The sequence below is a fragment of the Kocuria sp. PD6 genome (assembly GCF_031844145.1).
GTDB lineage: Bacteria > Actinomycetota > Actinomycetes > Actinomycetales > Micrococcaceae > Kocuria > Kocuria marina.
In genome coordinates, this window is record NZ_JAUZUS010000008.1 from 39,035 (window position 1) to 55,422 (window position 16,388).

Below are 16,388 nucleotides of genomic sequence, written 5' to 3' on the forward strand. Positions count from 1 at the left end.
GCGCTCAGTCCTGCTGGGCCAACTGCGCGTCACGCACGGCGCGGTTGACCGCAGAGATCACGGCTTTCAGGGACGCTCGCGTGGTGTTGTTGTCCATCCCCGCACCCCACAGCACGCGGTCACCCACGGCGAGCTCCACGTAGCTCGCGGCCTGCGCGTTCGCGGACGCGGACAGCGTGTGCTCGGTGTAGTCCAGCAGGCGCACGTCCACGCCTTCCGCGTTGAACAGCTGAATCAGCGCGTCGATGGGCCCGGTGCCGTGCGCGGCGCGCTCGTGGTGCTCGCCGCCCACGTCCAGGCCGATCTCCAGGACCGTGTTGCCCTCGTCCTCGGCATGGGTGGAGATGGACGTGATGCGGTAGTGACCCCACAGCTCGCCGCCGCCGTCCTTGGCGGGCAGGTACTCGTCGGTGAAAATCTTCCACAGTTGCTGCGCGGTGACCTCCGAGCCCGAGGTTTCGGTGTACTTCTGCACGACCCCGGAGAACTCGATCTGGGCCCGGCGGGGCAGGTCGATGCCGTACTCGCTCTTGAGCAGATAGGCCACGCCACCCTTGCCGGACTGGGAGTTCACGCGGATCACGGCCTCGTAGCTGCGGCCCACGTCCTTGGGGTCGACCGGCAGGTACGGGACGGCCCATTCCATGTCATCGATGTCCACGCCCCGCTCCTGCGAGTCCCGCTGCATGGCCTCGAAGCCCTTCTTGATCGCGTCCTGGTGGGAACCGGAGAACGCGGTGAAGACCAGGTCACCGCCGTACGGGCTGCGCTCGGGCACGGGCAACTGGTTGCAGTACTCCACCGTGCGGCGGATCTCCTCGATGTCCGAGAAGTCGATCTGCGGGTCCACGCCCTGGGTCAACAGGTTCAACCCCAGGGTCACCAGGTCCACGTTGCCGGTGCGCTCGCCATTGCCGAACAGGCACCCCTCGATCCGGTCCGCCCCGGCCAGGTAGCCCAGCTCGGCGGCGGCCACACCGGTCCCGCGGTCGTTGTGGGGGTGCAGCGACAGGATGATGTCGTCGCGGTGGTACAGGTGCCGGCCCATCCACTCGATCGAGTCGGCGTAGATGTTGGGAGTGGCCATCTCCACGGTCGCGGGCAGGTTGATGATCATCTTACGACCGTCACCCACCTCGAAGGTCTCGGCGACCTCGTTGCAGATCCGCGCGGCGAACTCGAGCTCGGTGCCCGTGTAGGACTCCGGGGAGTACTCGTACGTGACGTCGGTGTGCTTGAGCTGTTCCTCGTACTTGCGGCATAACCTGGCACCGGTCAGGGCGATGTCCACGATGCCGTCCATGTCGCGGTCGAAGACCACGCGTCGCTGCAGGGTGGACGTGGAGTTGTACAGGTGCACGATCGCGTGCGGTGCGCCCTCGATCGCCTCGTACGTGCGCTCGATCAGGTGCTCGCGGGACTGCGTGAGCACCTGGATGGAGACGTCCTCCGGGATCAGGTCGCCCTCGACCAGGGTGCGCACGAAGTCGAAATCGATCTGCGAGGCGGACGGGAAGCCCACCTCGATCTCCTTGTAGCCCATCTTCACCAGCAACTGGAACATCTTCAGTTTGCGCTCGGAGTCCATGGGGTCGATCAACGCCTGGTTTCCGTCCCGCAGGTCCACGGCGCACCAGCGCGGGGCCGTGGTGGCCACCTTGTCCGGCCACGTGCGGTCGGACATGTCGAACGGGAAGTTCTGGTGGTACGGGGTGTACTTGTGGACGGGCATTCCGGAGGGACGCTGCAAATTCTTCATGGGACGGGGCCTTTCGATCAGAAGCTTGTGGGCCGGCACCACGGAACTCCGCAGCGGGTGGTCGGCCGTGAGGATCGGTTCAGGCCCCGCTGCGGCACGTAAGCAGGAGTAGCGTCATCCCTTGCCGCATGTGATCCAACGTACCACTAGGTCGCCGGCACACCGGATCGTTACCCCGCCGCGGTCTCCTGGCACGTGAACTGCTCCGCGGTCTGGCCCTGCAGGTCGTCGGGCAGGGCGGCGTTGCGGTCCATCGTGTCACCGCTACGGAAGTCCTGGCCCACCGCGACCTCGATCCCGGGCACGTCGTAGCTCGCCACGAGTTGGCTCGGTGAGACGTTCAGGACAGCGGCGACGTCGTCCGCGGCCAGCGCCCAGTTGGGGTTGTAGAACATCTGCGTGGCCGCGAGCTGGGTGCCGGAGGACGCGGTACGCGCCTGGTCGTAGCCGGCGCGTTCGAGCACGCTCACGAGCTGGTAGTCCCGGCCCCCGGCGTCCGTGCGGTTGCTCACCGTGATCGGCACGAGCGACGGGTCCACGGCGGGGCCGGTCGCGGTGGGCGATGCCGCCGGCTCCGTGGGGTGCGCGGCACTCGGCGCGGGGGTGGCGGTCTCCCCCATCGCGTGGGAGGGCCCGGGGGACGCCGACGGCGCGTCGCGGGCCTCCGTGACGGACACGTCCCGACGCAGGGTCTCGAAGAGCCGCTCGGCGGCCTTCTCGTCCAGCTGCAACCGGTTGGGGTCCTGCGGGTAGGGCTCGGACGGCGCGGTCACGAACGCGATCCGGCCGGGATCGATGCCGTTGAGCGCACCGGCCATGCCCACGAGGGTGGGGATGGAGGTCAACCCCTGGTCCACGTGCAGGTTTTGGGTCATCACCTCGGCGATGTGGTAGAGCTGCGGGAGGTTGGTGAGCGTCCCGTCCGCCTGGATCTTGCGCGTGAGGGACGCCAGGAACGACTGCTGCGAGCGGATGCGGGCCTCGTCCCCACCGTTGCCGAACGCCGCGCGGGAACGCAGGAACGCGAGTGCCTGTTCGCCCTCCACGGAGGAGATCCCGGCGGGCAGGCGCAGCCCGGACTTGGGGTCATCCACGGGTTCGTTGACGCACACCTGCACGCCGCCCACGGCGCTGGAGAGTTCCTTGACGGCGTTGAAGTCGGCGAGCATGAAGTGGTCGATGTTCACGCCGGTGAGTCGGTTGATCGCGGCCACGGTGCACCCAGGGCCGCCGTGTTCCACCGCACTGTTGAGCATCCCGGTCGTGGCCGGGTACACGGTGCCGCTCTTGGGGTCCGTGCACTGCGGGATCCTGACCATGAGGTCCCGGGGAAAGGAGACCACGGTGACGGCGTCGCGGTTCGCGGTCACGTGCACGAGCATCATGACGTCGGTGCGGCCCTCGGCGTCGTCCTCGCTGCCGTATTCGCTGTTGCCCTGACCGTGGCGAGTGTCCGAGCCCATGACGAGGATGTCCAGGGGGCCGTCGTCCACGTTCTCGGTACCGTCGGAGAGGTTCAGGGGGCTCGAGGTGAGGTTGCCGGTCAGGCGCAGCGCGGCGATCCCGCCGATGCCGAGTACGGCCAGGAGCCCGAACACGGCCAGGATCACGGCGATCCTGCGCACCGAGGAGCGGTGGACATGGGCGCGGTGATGACGTCCGGTCTGGCGCAGGTCGTACGCCTCGCCGTCGCGATCCGTGCGGCGGGCGGGGTGCGTACTCCACGGCGCGCTCGTACGCGAACTCCGGCGGCTCCGGCGTGGTGCTGAGCTGGGATCCACCGGTGACGTCTCCTGGGGTCTCGGATCGGGGGGCGTGCGGCCCTGACTGGTGGGTCAGGCTACGGCGCCGGGTTGACGTGTGGTGTGTGTCCGGTCAGAACCCGAGCTTGGACAGCTGTCGGGGGTCCCGTTGCCATTCCTTGGCGACCTTGACGTGCAGGTCCAGGTAGATCCGGGTGCCCAGTAGAGACTCGATCTGGGCTCGGGCGCGCGTTCCGATCTCGCGCAGTCGCGCACCGCGCTTGCCGATCACGATGGCCTTCTGGGAGTCCCGTTCCACGTACAGGCTCGCGTGGACGTCCAGCATGGGGTTGTCGGGTGAGCGGCCTTCACGTTCGGAGACCTCGTCCACGACCACGGCGAGCGAGTGGGGCAGTTCGTCCCGCACGCCCTCGAGCGCAGCCTCGCGGATGAGTTCGCCCATCATGGTGACCTCCGGCTCGTCGGTGAGGTCCCCTTCCGGGTACAGGGGCGGGGAGACGGGCATCAGCGACACGAGCAGCTCGGCGATCTCGTCCATCTGGAAGCCGTCCGCCGCGCTCACGGGGATCACGTGGGCCCATCCGGCCGGCGTGTCCTCGGTGCGCTGCGCGGCCGGGCGACCGCCGGTGCCCTTGGCGGACGGCGCCGCGTCGCGACGTCGTCGTCGTGCGTCGCGCTGGGCGCGCTCCTCGGTGACGACCTCGCGCCCGAGCTCGCTCACGGCCACGAGCTGTTCGGCGAGGCGCTGCTGGGGGACGAGGTCCGCCTTGGTCACGATCGCGACCACGGGGGTGCGCCCGACGGCGGCGACGACCTGCTGGGCGATGTACCGGTCCCCCGGGCCCACCTTCTGGTCCGCGGGCACGCAGAACCCGATCACGTCCACCTCACCCAGGGTCTGGGCCACGACGTCGTTGAGCCGCTGACCGAGCAGCGTGCGCGGACGGTGCAGGCCGGGGGTGTCCACGAGGATCAACTGACCGTCGGTGCGGTGCACGATCCCGCGGATGGTGTGCCGCGTGGTCTGCGGACGGTTGGACGTGATCGCGACCTTGCGCCCCACGAGCGCATTGGTCAGCGTGGACTTGCCCACGTTGGGCCGGCCCACGAACACGGCGAAACCGGCGCGGAAGTCAGCGGGCTGTTCAGTGGGCTGGGTCATCGCGGGTCCTCGGTCGTTCAGTCGGTGCGGGGGTCGGAGGCGGTGCGGCGCCTCACGTCATGGTCTCCACGGGCGCGTCCCGGCCCAGGAACTCCTCGAGCAGCGAGCGCTGGGCGGTGAACATGCGGGCGCGTTCGTCCTCGTGGGCGTGGTCGTGGCCCAGCAGGTGCAGCAGGGAGTGGGTGGTGAGCAGGCACAGTTCGTCCTGGGTGCTGTGGCCGGCGGCCGCGGCCTGGCGTTCGGCCACGGGTGGGCACAGTACGACGTCCCCGAGGACGCCCAGGCTAGGGTCGTCGGGGGTGCCCTCGCGCAGTTCGTCCATGGGGAAGGACATGACGTCGGTGGCTCCGGGCAGGTCCAGCCACTGTTCGTGCAGTTCGGCCATGCGGGTCTCGTCCACCACGGCGATGCTGACCTCGGTGTCGGGGTGCAGGTGCCAGCGGGTGAAGGCGAGGTCCACGAGGGCCTCGAGCTGGTCGGTGTCCACGGCGCGGTAGGCAGTGGGCAGCTCGGCCTGTTCGGCGGGGGTGTCCCACGGCAGGTCGAAGGCCACGCTCACGGGGTGTCTCCCCCGGTGCGCTCGGACGACGCCGCTCGGCGTTCGTCCTTGCGGCGGGCTCGTTCCACGCGGTGGCGGTTGGTGGTGTCGAACCGGTCGTAGGCGGCCACGATCTCGCCCACGAGTTCATGGCGCACCACGTCCGCGGAGGTCAGTTCGCAGAACGCGATGTCGTCGATCTTCCCGAGCACGTGTTGGACTTGGCGCAGTCCGGACTTGGTGGTCCCGGGCAGGTCCACCTGGGTCACGTCACCGGTGACCACGATCCGTGAGCCGAAGCCTAGACGGGTGAGGAACATCTTCATTTGTTCCGGGGTGGTGTTCTGGGCCTCGTCGAGGATCACGAAGGCGTCGTTGAGGGTGCGCCCGCGCATGTAGGCCAGCGGGGCGACCTCGATGGTCCCGGCCTCCATGAGCCGCGGAATGGATTCGGGGTCCATCATGTCGTGCAGGGCGTCGTAGAGGGGACGCAGGTAGGGATCGATCTTGTCGTTGAGCGAACCCGGGAGGAAGCCCAGTCGCTCGCCGGCCTCCACCGCGGGACGCGTGAGAATGATCCGGTTGACCTCCTTGGCCTGCAGGGCGCGCACGGCCTTGGCCATAGCCAGGTACGTCTTGCCGGTACCGGCGGGCCCGATCCCGAAGACCACGGTGTGCTCGTCGATCGCGTCCACGTAGGTCTTCTGGTTCACGGTCTTGGGCCGGATGGTCTTGCCGCGGGTGGAGAGGATGCTCGTGGACAGCGCGCTCGACGGGCGCAGGTCCTGGGCGTCACGCATCATGCGGGCCACGCGCAGCACCGTGCGTTCAGTGATCTCGGTGCCGCGCAGCGCCATCGCGAGAAGTTCCTCGAGCAGGGAGGCGGCCAGGCGGGTGTCGATCACGGGCCCCTCGAGGGCCACATCCAGGTCCCGCACGGTCATCCGCACGGCCGGGAACTGCTGCTCGAGCAGACGCAAGGTCGCGTCCCCGTGGCCCAAGGTCCGGACGGCGGTCTCCCGATCCGGTACGTGCACGGTGACGCGGGTTCGTTCGGTGGGCGGAGTGCTCAGTGCCTCGGTCCCTTCGGTTGGTTCGCTCATCGGGTCCAGCCTACCGGTGCGCGCGGACCCGGACCCGCCGGGACCGACGGGCTCGCACGCCGCAGGTTGCAATCCAATAACGGTCCGCCCGGATCCACGTGCGACGTTAGCGCCCGTGGCTTCCGGTGGGTAAGTTGTGTAGCCGTGAAAAATCCCGCAGGAACGACCGAGCCGCAGCGTCGTCGCGCCACCGCGCCCGGCGGACTTCGGCGCGCCGCGACGGGGGCGCTCGCCGTGTCGCTCGCCGCGGTCGTGGCCTCGTGCGGGACCGCCGCCGACCGACCGGACCACAACTCCGAAGCCGCCCCCGGGATCGCCTCCGCGCCCATGAACACGGACACCGCGATGGAAGGCGTGGCCACCGAACAGGCCCCCGTGTACTGGGTAGGCACCGGGGACCAATCGCGCTACCTGTTCCGCGAGTTCCGCACCCCGACCTCCCAGGACACGACCGACCCCGTGGCCCAGGCGGCGCTCATGGTCACCTCGGCCACCCCCGCGGACCCGGACTACCGGTCCCTGTGGTCCGCCGTGGACACCGTGGGCACCTCCGTGTCCCCGGACGGAACCATCACCGTGGACCTGCCCGCCGCCGCGTTCGCCTCCCAACTCTCCCCGCAGGACGCGCGGGTCGCACTGCAGCAAATGGTGTACACGGTCTCCGCGGCGGCCGTGACCGCCGGGCTGTTGGACTCGTCCACGGCCAAGGAGGTGCGGGTCCTCGTGAACGGGCAGAGCGGGTACAAGGCCTTCGGAGCCGTGGAACTTCATGCCCCGCTCACGCGTGACCCCGCACTGGCCGCGCCCGTGTGGCTCGTCGACCCCCAGACCGGGGCGGAACCCAAGAGCCCCGTGACGGTCTTCGCCCGCGTGCTGCCCTCGGTGCGTGACGCCCTCTGGGAGGTGCTCGAGGACGACCGCGTCGTGCACAGTGGGAACATCGCACCCGCTTCCCCCGGCTCGGATCCGACCACGGGCACGGAACTACGCACGAGTGTCACGCTCGACCCCGGGACGTACACCGTGCGCGTGAGCGGCACGGACGATTCCGGCACCACCGTGTCCGACGATCACACGATCACGGTGCGCGCCGGGGACTGAGCCCTCCCCGTTGGGTCCCGGGTCAGTCCCAGAGCCCGAGCACCGCGTGCAGCGCGGCCAGTGCCGCGGGTCCCGCGGTGGACGATCGCATGACAGCGGTCCCCAGGCGCATCGGCTGAGCACCGGCAGCGCACAACGCCTCGAGCTCTCCGTCACCGATCCCCCCTTCTGGGCCCACGATCACCGCGATCCGGGACCGATCACCCCACCGGGTCACGTCCGGGGTGGACCAACGTGGGCTCGCCGATTCATGCAGCACGAGCCACAGCGTCTCGGTTTCTGCAGCGATCAGCCGGGCCAGACCCGCGGTGTCCACCCAGTCACCGCGTTCGGGCCAGCGGGCGCGCCGGGACTGCTTGGCCGCCGCGGCCAGGGTGGAGTCCCACTTGGCCATGAGTTTGGCCGCGCGGTCCGCGTGGACGCGCACGATGCTGCGCTCCGCCTGCCACGGGATCACCCGGGAGACCCCGAGTTCGGTGGCGGCCTCCGCGGCCTGCAGGTCCCGGTCCCCCTTGGCGAGTGCCTGCACCAGCGTGAACTCCGGTTGCTGCGCGGCATCGTGGTGGATCTCGTGGACGGTCACGCTCATCCGGTCCTTGGCCCCGGAGTCGAACGTGCACACCGCACGGGTGCCGTGCCCGTCCACGAGGTCCAGGGCCTCCCCCGCGCGCAGGCGCCGCACGGTCACCGCGTGCTTGGCCTCGGGACCTGCGATGTCCAGGACCTCCCCCGGGTGCGCCCGGAAGAGGTCCTCGGCGGGGACGTGGAAGACGGGGTTGGTCACAGGTCGTTGAACCGGTCCCGCAACCGGGAGAAGAACCCACCGGAGTGGTTGGTGTTCACGGTCGTACCGTCCGCTGCTTCCTCACCGCGCAGCTCGGCGAGTTGCTCGAGCAGTTCGCGCTGTTCGGAGGAGAGGTCCTTGGGGGTCTCCACCTCGAAGTGCACCTTGAGGTCCCCGCGGCCCTTGCCCCGCAGGTGGGTGACACCCAGGTCGTCGAGCGTGACGGTCGCACCGGACTGGGTGCCGGGATCGACGTCCACCGTGCGAGCGCCGTCGAACGTCTCGAGGCTCACGGTGGTGCCGAGCGCGGCGGCGGTCATGGGGATACGCAGGCGGGCGTGGAGATCGTCGCCCTCGCGGAGGAAGGTGGGATCGGGGTCCACCTTCAGTTCCACGAAGAGGTCGCCGTTGGGTCCGCCGGCGGTGCCGGCCTCACCCTGGCCGCTCAGGCGGATGCGGTTGCCGGACTGGATGCCGGCGGGGATCTTCACGGTCAGGGGGCGGCGGTCGCGCACGCGGCCCTCGCCGTAGCACTCGTGGCACGGGCTCTCGATGACGGTGCCGAAGCCGTTGCACTGGGAGCACGGGGCCTGGGTGGTGACCATGCCCAGGATGGACTGGCGCTGGTACTGCATGTGGCCGGAGCCGCGGCACATGGTGCACGTCACGGGGCTCGTCCCGGGCTGGCAGCACGTGCCCTGGCACGTGGGGCACACGACGGCGGTGTCCACCGTGATGTCCTTCTCCATGCCGAACACGGCGTCCTTGAGGGAGATCCGCACGTTGATCAGGGCGTCCTGGCCCTGGCGGGTGCGGGACTGGGGGCCGCGCTGGCCACCGGCTCCCGCGCCCTGGAAGAACGTCTCGAAGATGTCGGAGAAGCCGAAGCCCGTGCCGGGGAAGCCCCCGCCGAAGCCGGTGTCCGTGCCGTTCTCGTTGCCTGTGGCGTCGTAGACACGGCGCTTGTCCGGGTCGGAGAGGACGTCATTGGCGTGGGAGACGCGCTTGAACTCCTCGGCGGCCTCGGGTGAGGGGTTCACGTCCGGGTGGAGTTTGCGGGCCTTCTTGCGGTAGGCGCGCTTGATCTCTTCGGCGCTGGCGTCCCGGCTCACGCCGAGGGTTTCGTAGTGATCGCTCACGATGTCGTCGTTTCTTCTTTCGTCGGTTCTACGGTCGAGCGGGGCGGGCGGCGCTCACGTGCGCTCAGCCCCCAGGTTCTTGGACAGGTAGCGGGCCACCGCGCGCACGGAGGCCATGGTCGTGGGGTAGTCCATGCGTGTGGGCCCCACGACTCCCACCTTGGACGCGGCGTGCGGACCGTAACCCGTGGCCACCACGGACGCCTCCGCCAGGGGGTCGTCGCTGTGGTCGGAGCCGATGCGCACCGCGACCCCGCGTTCGTCCTGCTGCATCTCGGACAACAATCGCAGCATGGCCACTTGTTCCTCAAGCGCCTCGAGCACCGGGGAGATGCTCTGCGGGAAGTCCCCGCTGAAGCGCGCGAGGTTCGCGGTCCCGGCCATCACCAGGCGGTGTTCGTCCGACACCGCTGCGAGCACCGCGAGCGCCCCGGTCACCGCGGTCCCGGCGTCGCGCAGTTCCTCGGGCAGGGCCGGGGGCAGGGTCACGGCGGCGTCGGGGACGTCTTCCACGGGCGTGCCGAGCAGGCGTGCGAGCACGTGGGCGCGCAGCTCCAGCAGCTGGGCCTCGGTCAGGGTGACGGGCAGTTCCACGGTGCGTTGGGCCACGCGTCCGGTGGTGGGGATCAGGATCACGAGTACGCGGGCGTCCCCCACGTCCACGAGTTCCACGTGGCGCACGGTGATCCCGGTGCGCACGGGATACTGGATCACGGCCACCTGGTGGGTGAGCTGGGCGAGCAGGCGCACGGTGCGCTCCATGATGTCGTCCAGGTCCTGGGCACCGTCCATGAACACCTGGATCGCGCGGCGCTGGGCGGAGGTGAGGGGCTCCAGGGCTGCGATCTGGTTGACGAACTCGCGGTAACCTCGGTCCGTGGGGATCCGCCCCGAGCTCGTGTGCGGGGCCACGATCAGCCCGTCCTCCTCGAGGGCGGCCATGTCGTTGCGCACCGTGGCGGAGGAGACGGGTAGGCGGTGGCGTTCCACGAGCGCCTTGGACCCCACGGGTTCACGCGAATGGACGTAGTCCTCCACGATGGCGCGCAGGATCTGCGCTCGGCGCGGATGCTCCATGTGTCTCACCTCCCGTTGCTGGTAATTCTGGCACTCAAGAGTTCACAGTGCTAATCCTGGCAGTCCCGGGCCCGTGGGTCAGGGGCCGATTTTGATACGCTCGCGGCTGATTCGCCTGCCCGGCGGCGCGCTCGCGCCGCGGCACGACGTCGAGGAGTCGCCCGTGAACGCATCCGGCTGGTCCTGGGGTCCCCAGGACCTAGGCAGTCCCGACGTCGCCCGCACCGGTGCCGTCTCCCGGGACGTCCCCGTGGCCCGGGACATGGTGCTCGAAGACGTGGAGACCGGGTGGGTGGGCGCCGTCGTGGGCGTGGAGACCATCGGCGGGATGCGCGTGGTGGGTCTGGAGGACCGGCACGGGCGCGTGAAGTCCTTCCCCCTGGGCCCGGGCTTCCTCCTGGACGGCGAACCCGTGCGGCTGGGCCCGCCCGAGACCCGCAGCGCCCCGGCCAAGCCCCGGATCACGCGTTCGGGGTCGGTCGAGGTCGAGAACCTGCGCGCGTCCGTGGCCAAGGAGTCGCGTGTGTGGGTCGAGGGGTACCACGACGCCGAGCTCGTGGCCAAGGTGTGGGGCCACGACCTCGCGGTCGAGGGCACCGTGGTGGAACCCCTGCACGGGATCGACGACCTCCCCTCAGCCATCGCCGAGTTCCACCCCGGCCCGCAGCGTCGGCTCGGGATCCTCGTGGACCACCTGGTCGCGGGCTCCAAGGAGTCCAGGATCGCCCAGGAGGCGCTCGCGGTCCCGGGTGCCCGGGACAACGTGCTCATCCTCGGACACCCCTACGTGGACATCTGGCAGGCCGTGAAGCCCAGCGCCCTGGGGATCCGGGAGTGGCCCGTGATCCCGCGCGGGGTGGATTGGAAGACCGGGATGGCACGCGCGCTGGGCCTACCGCACCGCACACCCCAGGACGTGGGGCGGGCGTGGCAGGCGATCCTTGCACGAGTGAACACGTACGCAGACCTCGAACCGGCCCTGCTGGGCCGCGTGGAGGAGCTCATCGACTTCCTCACCGCCCCGGACGCCGCCGATTCCTGACCCGGGCTGCGCCTGACCTGCGGCGACCCACGACGTCGACGGCGCTCGCAGCCGGTGGTCCACGGCTTCGGTGACCCGCGTTAGCGGTAACCCCCAGCGTGGGTGACGCCTGGCGTCGTCGTCCGGCGCGAGCCACGCGGGAACGACCGTAGGATGGGAGCACCGGCGTCCTCCGACCCGGATGGCTACCGCCCGTGAAAGGCACACCCGCTCGTGACTGACGCTGCTCCCTCCCCCTCCACTCGCTCCGCCGAGACTCCGTTCGAGTCCGTGGCCCCCGTGGCGCAACCCCTGGACGTGTCCCAGGACCGGCAGTGGGCCACCCTCGCCCACCTGGGTGGCGTGGTGGGCGTACTGCCCAGCTACATGATCCACCGGGTGTTCAAGGACCGTGGTCCCTTCACCGCTCAGGAATCCCGGGAAGCCGCCAACTACACCATGCTGCCCACCCTGGTGATCCTCGTGGGCATCGTGCTCTCACTCATCCCGTTCATCGGATGGCTCTTCTCGGTCATCGCCGCCGTGACCTGGCTGTTCCTGGCCATCACCTCCGTGCGCGCGGGCGTGAAGGTCAACCGCGGCGAACCGCACCAGTACCGGTTCAACACCCACCTCTACGACACGTTCGCGGCCCGCAACTCCTGACACGGTCACCAGTCGAGCAAGCGGCGCGTCACGGCGTCGGCCATCAGACGCCCCGCGTCCGTGAGGACCGCGGACCCGCGGAGGGCGGCGGCGCCGTCCAGCCAGCCGTCGGCGATCAATCCGGCCACCGCGTGCCGCCCCTCCGGGCGCAGCCCCTCGAGCGGGAGTCCCTCACGGATCCTGATCCCGAGCATCACGTGTTCCACGTACTGCGTCTCGCCATCCAAGGTCTCGCGGCCCACGGCCGGTGAGTCACCCCGGCGCACGGCGGCCGTGTAGGGCAACGGGTGCTTGAGGTTCCACCAGCGCACGCCGTCACTGTGTGAGTGCGCCCCCGGGCCGATCCCCCACCAGTCCTGATTGCGCCAGTACGCGAGGTTGTGCCCGCTGCGGTTCTGCACCGCGCTGCGCCCGTGGGCCGCGCGGGACCAGTTGGACACCTCGTACCACTCGAACCCGGCCTCGCGCAGCAGCGCGTCCGCGAGCGTGTACTTCTCCGCCTGGTCGTCCGGATCCACGTCCGGCACCTCACCGCGGCGGATCTGGGCGGCCAGCTTGGTGCCGTCCTCGATGATCAGGGAGTACGCGGAGACGTGGTCGGGGTCCATGGCCAGCGCGGCCTCCAACGAGGTGCGCCAGTCGGCCACGCTCTCCCCCGGCGTACCGTAGATCAGGTCCACGCTCGCGCCCAGTCCGCGGTCCTTGGCCCAGCCGACGGCGCGCGGGACGTTCGCCGGCGTGTGCGTGCGTTCCAGCACGCGCAGCACGTGGGGCACCGCGGACTGCATCCCGAAGGACACCCGGGTAACCCCGGCCGCGGCGAGCACGTCGAACGTCTCCTCGCTCACCGAGTCGGGGTTGGCCTCCACGGTGACCTCGGCGTCCGGGGCCAGCCCGAAGCTCTCCCGGGCCTGCTCCAGCATGAGCGCGAGCTCCCGGGCGGGCAGAAGGGTGGGCGTACCCCCGCCGAAGAACACGCTGTGCAGCGCGCGCGGCGGTGCCCCGGCGGCGTCGAGCACGGACCGGGCGAAGCGGACCTCCGCGGCGGCGTCGGCGTGGTAGTCGCGCTGGGAGACGCCGTCCCCGAGCTGGTCCATGGTGTAGGTGTTGAAGTCGCAGTACCCGCAGCGCACCGCGCAGAACGGGACGTGGACGTACAGGCTCAGGGTGCGATCGGTGGCACGGGCGACCGATGCCGCGGGGAGCGCGCCGTCCCGGGGTGCGGGATCACCCTCCGGTTGGGCGGGCATTACTTCTTCTTGTCCTTCCCGGTGTCCTCGTCCGAGGACAGCGCGGCCACGAAGGCCTCCTGGGGGACCTCCACGCGGCCCACCATCTTCATGCGCTTCTTGCCCTCCTTCTGCTTCTCGAGCAGTTTGCGCTTACGGGAGATGTCACCGCCGTAGCACTTGGAGAGCACGTCCTTACGGATCGCGCGGATGTTCTCGCGCGCGATGATCCGGGAACCGATCGCGGCCTGGATGGGGACCTCGTACTGCTGACGCGGGATGAGCTTCTGCAGCTTGCCCGTCATGAGCACACCGTACGAGTACGCCTTGTCCTTGTGGGTGATCGCGCTGAACGCGTCCACCTGCTCGCCCTGCAGGAGGATGTCCACCTTCACGAGATCCGCGGCCTGCTCGCCGTCCGCCTTCCAGTCCAGGGACGCGTAGCCCCGGGTCTTGGACTTGAGCTGGTCGAAGAAGTCGAAGACGATCTCCGCGAGCGGCAACCGGTAGCGCAGCTCCACGCGGTCCTCGGAGAGGTAGTCCATCCCCTTCATCTCACCGCGCTTGGACTGGCACAGTTCCATGACCGCGCCGATGAACTCGGACGGCACCAGGATGGTGGCCGAGACCATGGGTTCGCGGATCTCCAGGATCCGCCCCTCCGGGAACTCGGACGGGTTAGTAACCTGCTCCTCCGAGTTGTCCTCGAGCGTCACGTTGTAGGACACGGACGGCGCGGTGGAGATCAGGTCCAGGTTGAATTCGCGTTCGAGCCGGTCGCGGGTGATCTCCAGGTGCAGCAGCCCCAGGAAACCGCAACGGAAGCCGAAGCCCAACGCGGCGGAGGTCTCGGGTTCGTACACCAGGGCGGCGTCGTTGAGCTGGAGCTTCTCGAGGGCGTCCCGCAGCACGGGGTAGTCCGAACCCTCCACGGGGAACAGTCCCGAGAACACCATGGGCTTGGGGTCCTCGTACCCACCCAGGGACTGCTGCGCGGGCTTGGTCTGGCCCGTGACCGTGTCACCCACGCGGGACTGGCGGACGTCCTTCACGCCCGTGATCAGATAGCCCACCTCCCCCACGCTCAGCCCCTGCGAGGGCACCGGCTCCGGGGAGATCACACCGAGTTCGAGCAGCTCGTGGGTGGCCCCGGTGGACATCATCTGGATCCGCTCTCGCGGGGACAGCGTCCCGTCCACCACGCGCACATAGGTCACCACGCCGCGGTAGGTGTCGTACACCGAGTCGAAGATCATGGCACGCGACGGCGCGTCCTTGACCCCCTGGGGCGCCGGGACCTGGCGCACGATCGTGTCCAGCAGCTCCTCGACGCCCTCACCGGTCTTGCCCGAGACCTTGAGCACGTCCTCGGGTTCCACGCCGATCAGATTGGCGAGTTCAGTAGCGTACTTCTCCGGCTGCGCGGCCGGCAGGTCGATCTTGTTGAGCACCGGGATGATCGTGAGGTCGTTCTCGATCGCGAGGTACAGGTTGGCCAGCGTCTGCGCCTCGATCCCCTGGGCGGCGTCCACGAGCAGGATCGTGGCCTCGCACGCGGCCAGGGACCGGGAGACCTCGTACGTGAAGTCCACGTGCCCGGGCGTGTCGATCATGTTCAGCGCGTAGTCCGTGCCGTCCACGTTCCACGGCATCCGCACCGCCTGGGACTTGATGGTGATCCCGCGTTCGCGTTCGATGTCCATGCGGTCCAGGTACTGGGCCTTCATCTGCCGGGGCGTCACCACGCCCGTGGCCTGCAGCATCCGGTCCGCGAGGGTGGACTTGCCGTGGTCGATGTGGGCGATGATGCAGAAGTTCCTGATCACCGAGGGGTCGGTCGAGGCGGGAACCGGTGGATTGACGGCCAACGGTGACACGGGCGGTCCTTTCGATCGGATGACTCCCCAGTTTCCCACGTTCCGCGGCAACGGACGAACCGCTGCCCCTACGATGAGCACATGGCTGACTTCATGCGCCTCGCGCGCCAGGGCCTGCGGGCCTACCGGATGTACCAGCGGGTCTCGCGGACCCTGCGCGGGCGGCGAGACGCCGGCCGCGCGCCGTTGCCCCGGGACGCCTCCGGGCACGCGCGCCGCGATCGGGCCGCCGCGCCGGGGACGACGACGTCGCCCGCCGGCACCTCCCGGCTCTACCCCGGTGACTGGACGGGGCCGGTGACCCCGCACTACGACCCCCACCCGGATGGTCGCCCCGATCCGGGCGAGGTCGTGTGGACCTGGGTACCCTACGAGGAGGACCACTCACGCGGCAAGGACCGTCCCGTGCTGATCGTGGACCGCGCCGGGGAGTACGTGCTGTGCGTGATGCTCACCTCCAAGGACCACGACACCGCGACCCACGACGATCCCGACTTCGTGGACGTGGGAACCGGCGACTGGGACCGCTCGGGCCGCCCGTCCGAGGCCCGGATCGACCGGATCATCCCCGTGCGCCCCGAGGACGTGCGCCGGGAGGGCGCGGTGCTCGCCCGCTCACGCTTCGACGCGGTGGCCGCGGAGCTCGCCACCCGCGCCCGCCACTGACCGGCGCCGCGGCCGGCGATCTGCTAAAGTGGATCGCTGTGTGTCCGCGCTGGTCGTCGGGCACAGCGGATGGTTGCCACCGAGCATCCCCACTCTCACAACTCAGTCGATGACCATCCGTGAGCCCTCACTGACCTACTTCCGCAAACGTTCTAGGAGTTACACGTGGCCAACATCAAGTCGCAGAAGAAGCGCATCCTCACCAACGAGAAGGCTCGCCTGCGCAACAACTCTTACAAGTCCGAGCTCAAGACCCTGATCCGCAAGGTGGACGCCGCGGTCGAGTCCGGCAACAAGGAAGCTGCGACCGAGACGCTGCGCAACGCGTCTCGCAAGCTCGACAAGGCCGTGTCCAAGGGTGTGCTGCACAAGAACACCGCGGCCAACAAGAAGTCCGGTCTGGCCAAGAAGGTCGCCAAGATCTGAATCGACTGACCCCGTCCGCACAGGACGCCTGCGGGCCCGGCACCGTTTCTCGGTGCCGGGCCCGCAGTCTTTCCCCG

Annotated in this window: 15 protein-coding genes; 5 read left to right on the forward strand and 10 right to left on the reverse strand. The window is 69.4% G+C overall.

Annotated features, from left to right (window positions below):
- Nucleotides 1-4: 4 nt before the first annotated feature.
- From leuA to Q9R22_RS08965, 5 genes are all read right to left on the reverse strand, one after another.
- A complete protein-coding gene (gene leuA, locus Q9R22_RS08945; RefSeq protein WP_131332951.1) occupies nt 5-1,759 on the reverse strand; it encodes a 2-isopropylmalate synthase in 1,755 nt (584 codons plus the stop codon).
- A 170-nt stretch (nt 1,760-1,929) separates the two neighbouring features.
- The gene (locus tag Q9R22_RS08950; RefSeq protein ID WP_311254174.1) at nt 1,930-3,384 is read right to left on the reverse strand and encodes an LCP family protein; all 1,455 of its coding nucleotides are present in this window, start codon (nt 3,382-3,384) and stop codon (nt 1,930-1,932) included.
- A gap of 250 nt (nt 3,385-3,634) precedes the next feature.
- Complete coding sequence (locus tag Q9R22_RS08955; RefSeq protein WP_064845849.1) at nt 3,635-4,684, reverse strand: GTPase Era; 1,050 nt, start codon at nt 4,682-4,684, stop codon at nt 3,635-3,637.
- 52 nt (nt 4,685-4,736) lie between these two features.
- Nucleotides 4,737-5,192, reverse strand: coding sequence for an rRNA maturation RNase YbeY (gene ybeY / locus Q9R22_RS08960; protein ID WP_231885507.1), 456 nt, complete (start codon nt 5,190-5,192; stop codon nt 4,737-4,739).
- 47 nt (nt 5,193-5,239) lie between these two features.
- Nucleotides 5,240-6,325 (reverse strand): PhoH family protein, encoded by a 1,086-nt coding sequence (locus tag Q9R22_RS08965; RefSeq protein ID WP_064845851.1) that lies wholly within the window; start codon nt 6,323-6,325, stop codon nt 5,240-5,242.
- Between the two features lie 144 nt (nt 6,326-6,469).
- Here Q9R22_RS08965 and Q9R22_RS08970 point away from each other — a divergent pair, with 144 nt between their 5' ends.
- A complete protein-coding gene (locus tag Q9R22_RS08970) occupies nt 6,470-7,426 on the forward strand; it encodes a GerMN domain-containing protein (RefSeq protein ID WP_131332953.1) in 957 nt (318 codons plus the stop codon).
- Nucleotides 7,427-7,448: 22 nt separating this feature from the next.
- On the opposite strand, the gene Q9R22_RS08975 is transcribed toward Q9R22_RS08970, so the two are convergent.
- The 3 genes from Q9R22_RS08975 to hrcA are packed head-to-tail and all read right to left on the reverse strand — an operon-like array spanning nt 7,449 to nt 10,426.
- On the reverse strand, nt 7,449-8,210 hold the full coding sequence (locus Q9R22_RS08975) for a 16S rRNA (uracil(1498)-N(3))-methyltransferase (RefSeq protein ID WP_131332954.1): 762 nt from the start codon (nt 8,208-8,210) through the stop codon (nt 7,449-7,451).
- Nucleotides 8,207-9,349: a molecular chaperone DnaJ gene (gene dnaJ, locus Q9R22_RS08980; RefSeq protein WP_098053461.1), complete on the reverse strand. Its 1,143-nt coding sequence runs from the start codon at nt 9,347-9,349 to the stop codon at nt 8,207-8,209. Before dnaJ ends, Q9R22_RS08975 begins: the two co-directional genes overlap by 4 nt.
- Before the next feature lie 54 nt (nt 9,350-9,403).
- Nucleotides 9,404-10,426, reverse strand: coding sequence for a heat-inducible transcriptional repressor HrcA (gene hrcA, locus Q9R22_RS08985; protein WP_131332955.1), 1,023 nt, complete (start codon nt 10,424-10,426; stop codon nt 9,404-9,406).
- A gap of 163 nt (nt 10,427-10,589) precedes the next feature.
- Between hrcA and Q9R22_RS08990 the strand changes: the two genes are divergently transcribed.
- Complete coding sequence (locus Q9R22_RS08990; protein WP_085106033.1) at nt 10,590-11,468, forward strand: DUF3097 family protein; 879 nt, start codon at nt 10,590-10,592, stop codon at nt 11,466-11,468.
- A gap of 213 nt (nt 11,469-11,681) precedes the next feature.
- Entirely contained in the window at nt 11,682-12,113 is a 432-nt protein-coding gene (locus Q9R22_RS08995) for a DUF4870 domain-containing protein (protein ID WP_242670416.1), read from the forward strand.
- Between the two features lie 5 nt (nt 12,114-12,118).
- Here Q9R22_RS08995 and hemW read toward each other — a convergent pair whose 3' ends face one another.
- Both hemW and lepA read right to left on the reverse strand, forming a co-directional pair.
- Nucleotides 12,119-13,363: a radical SAM family heme chaperone HemW gene (gene hemW / locus Q9R22_RS09000; protein WP_131332956.1), complete on the reverse strand. Its 1,245-nt coding sequence runs from the start codon at nt 13,361-13,363 to the stop codon at nt 12,119-12,121.
- On the reverse strand, nt 13,363-15,219 hold the full coding sequence (gene lepA, locus Q9R22_RS09005; RefSeq protein ID WP_131332957.1) for a translation elongation factor 4: 1,857 nt from the start codon (nt 15,217-15,219) through the stop codon (nt 13,363-13,365). The genes hemW and lepA overlap by 1 nt, the downstream gene beginning before the upstream one ends.
- An 81-nt stretch (nt 15,220-15,300) precedes the next feature.
- Between lepA and Q9R22_RS09010 the strand changes: the two genes are divergently transcribed.
- Both Q9R22_RS09010 and rpsT read left to right on the forward strand, forming a co-directional pair.
- Nucleotides 15,301-15,885 carry a type II toxin-antitoxin system PemK/MazF family toxin gene (locus Q9R22_RS09010; protein ID WP_131332958.1) on the forward strand — a complete coding sequence of 195 codons (585 nt, stop codon included), beginning with the start codon at nt 15,301-15,303 and terminating at the stop codon, nt 15,883-15,885.
- A 165-nt stretch (nt 15,886-16,050) separates the two neighbouring features.
- A complete protein-coding gene (gene rpsT / locus Q9R22_RS09015) occupies nt 16,051-16,311 on the forward strand; it encodes a 30S ribosomal protein S20 (protein WP_035961892.1) in 261 nt (86 codons plus the stop codon).
- The last annotated feature ends 77 nt before the right edge of the window (nt 16,312-16,388 follow it).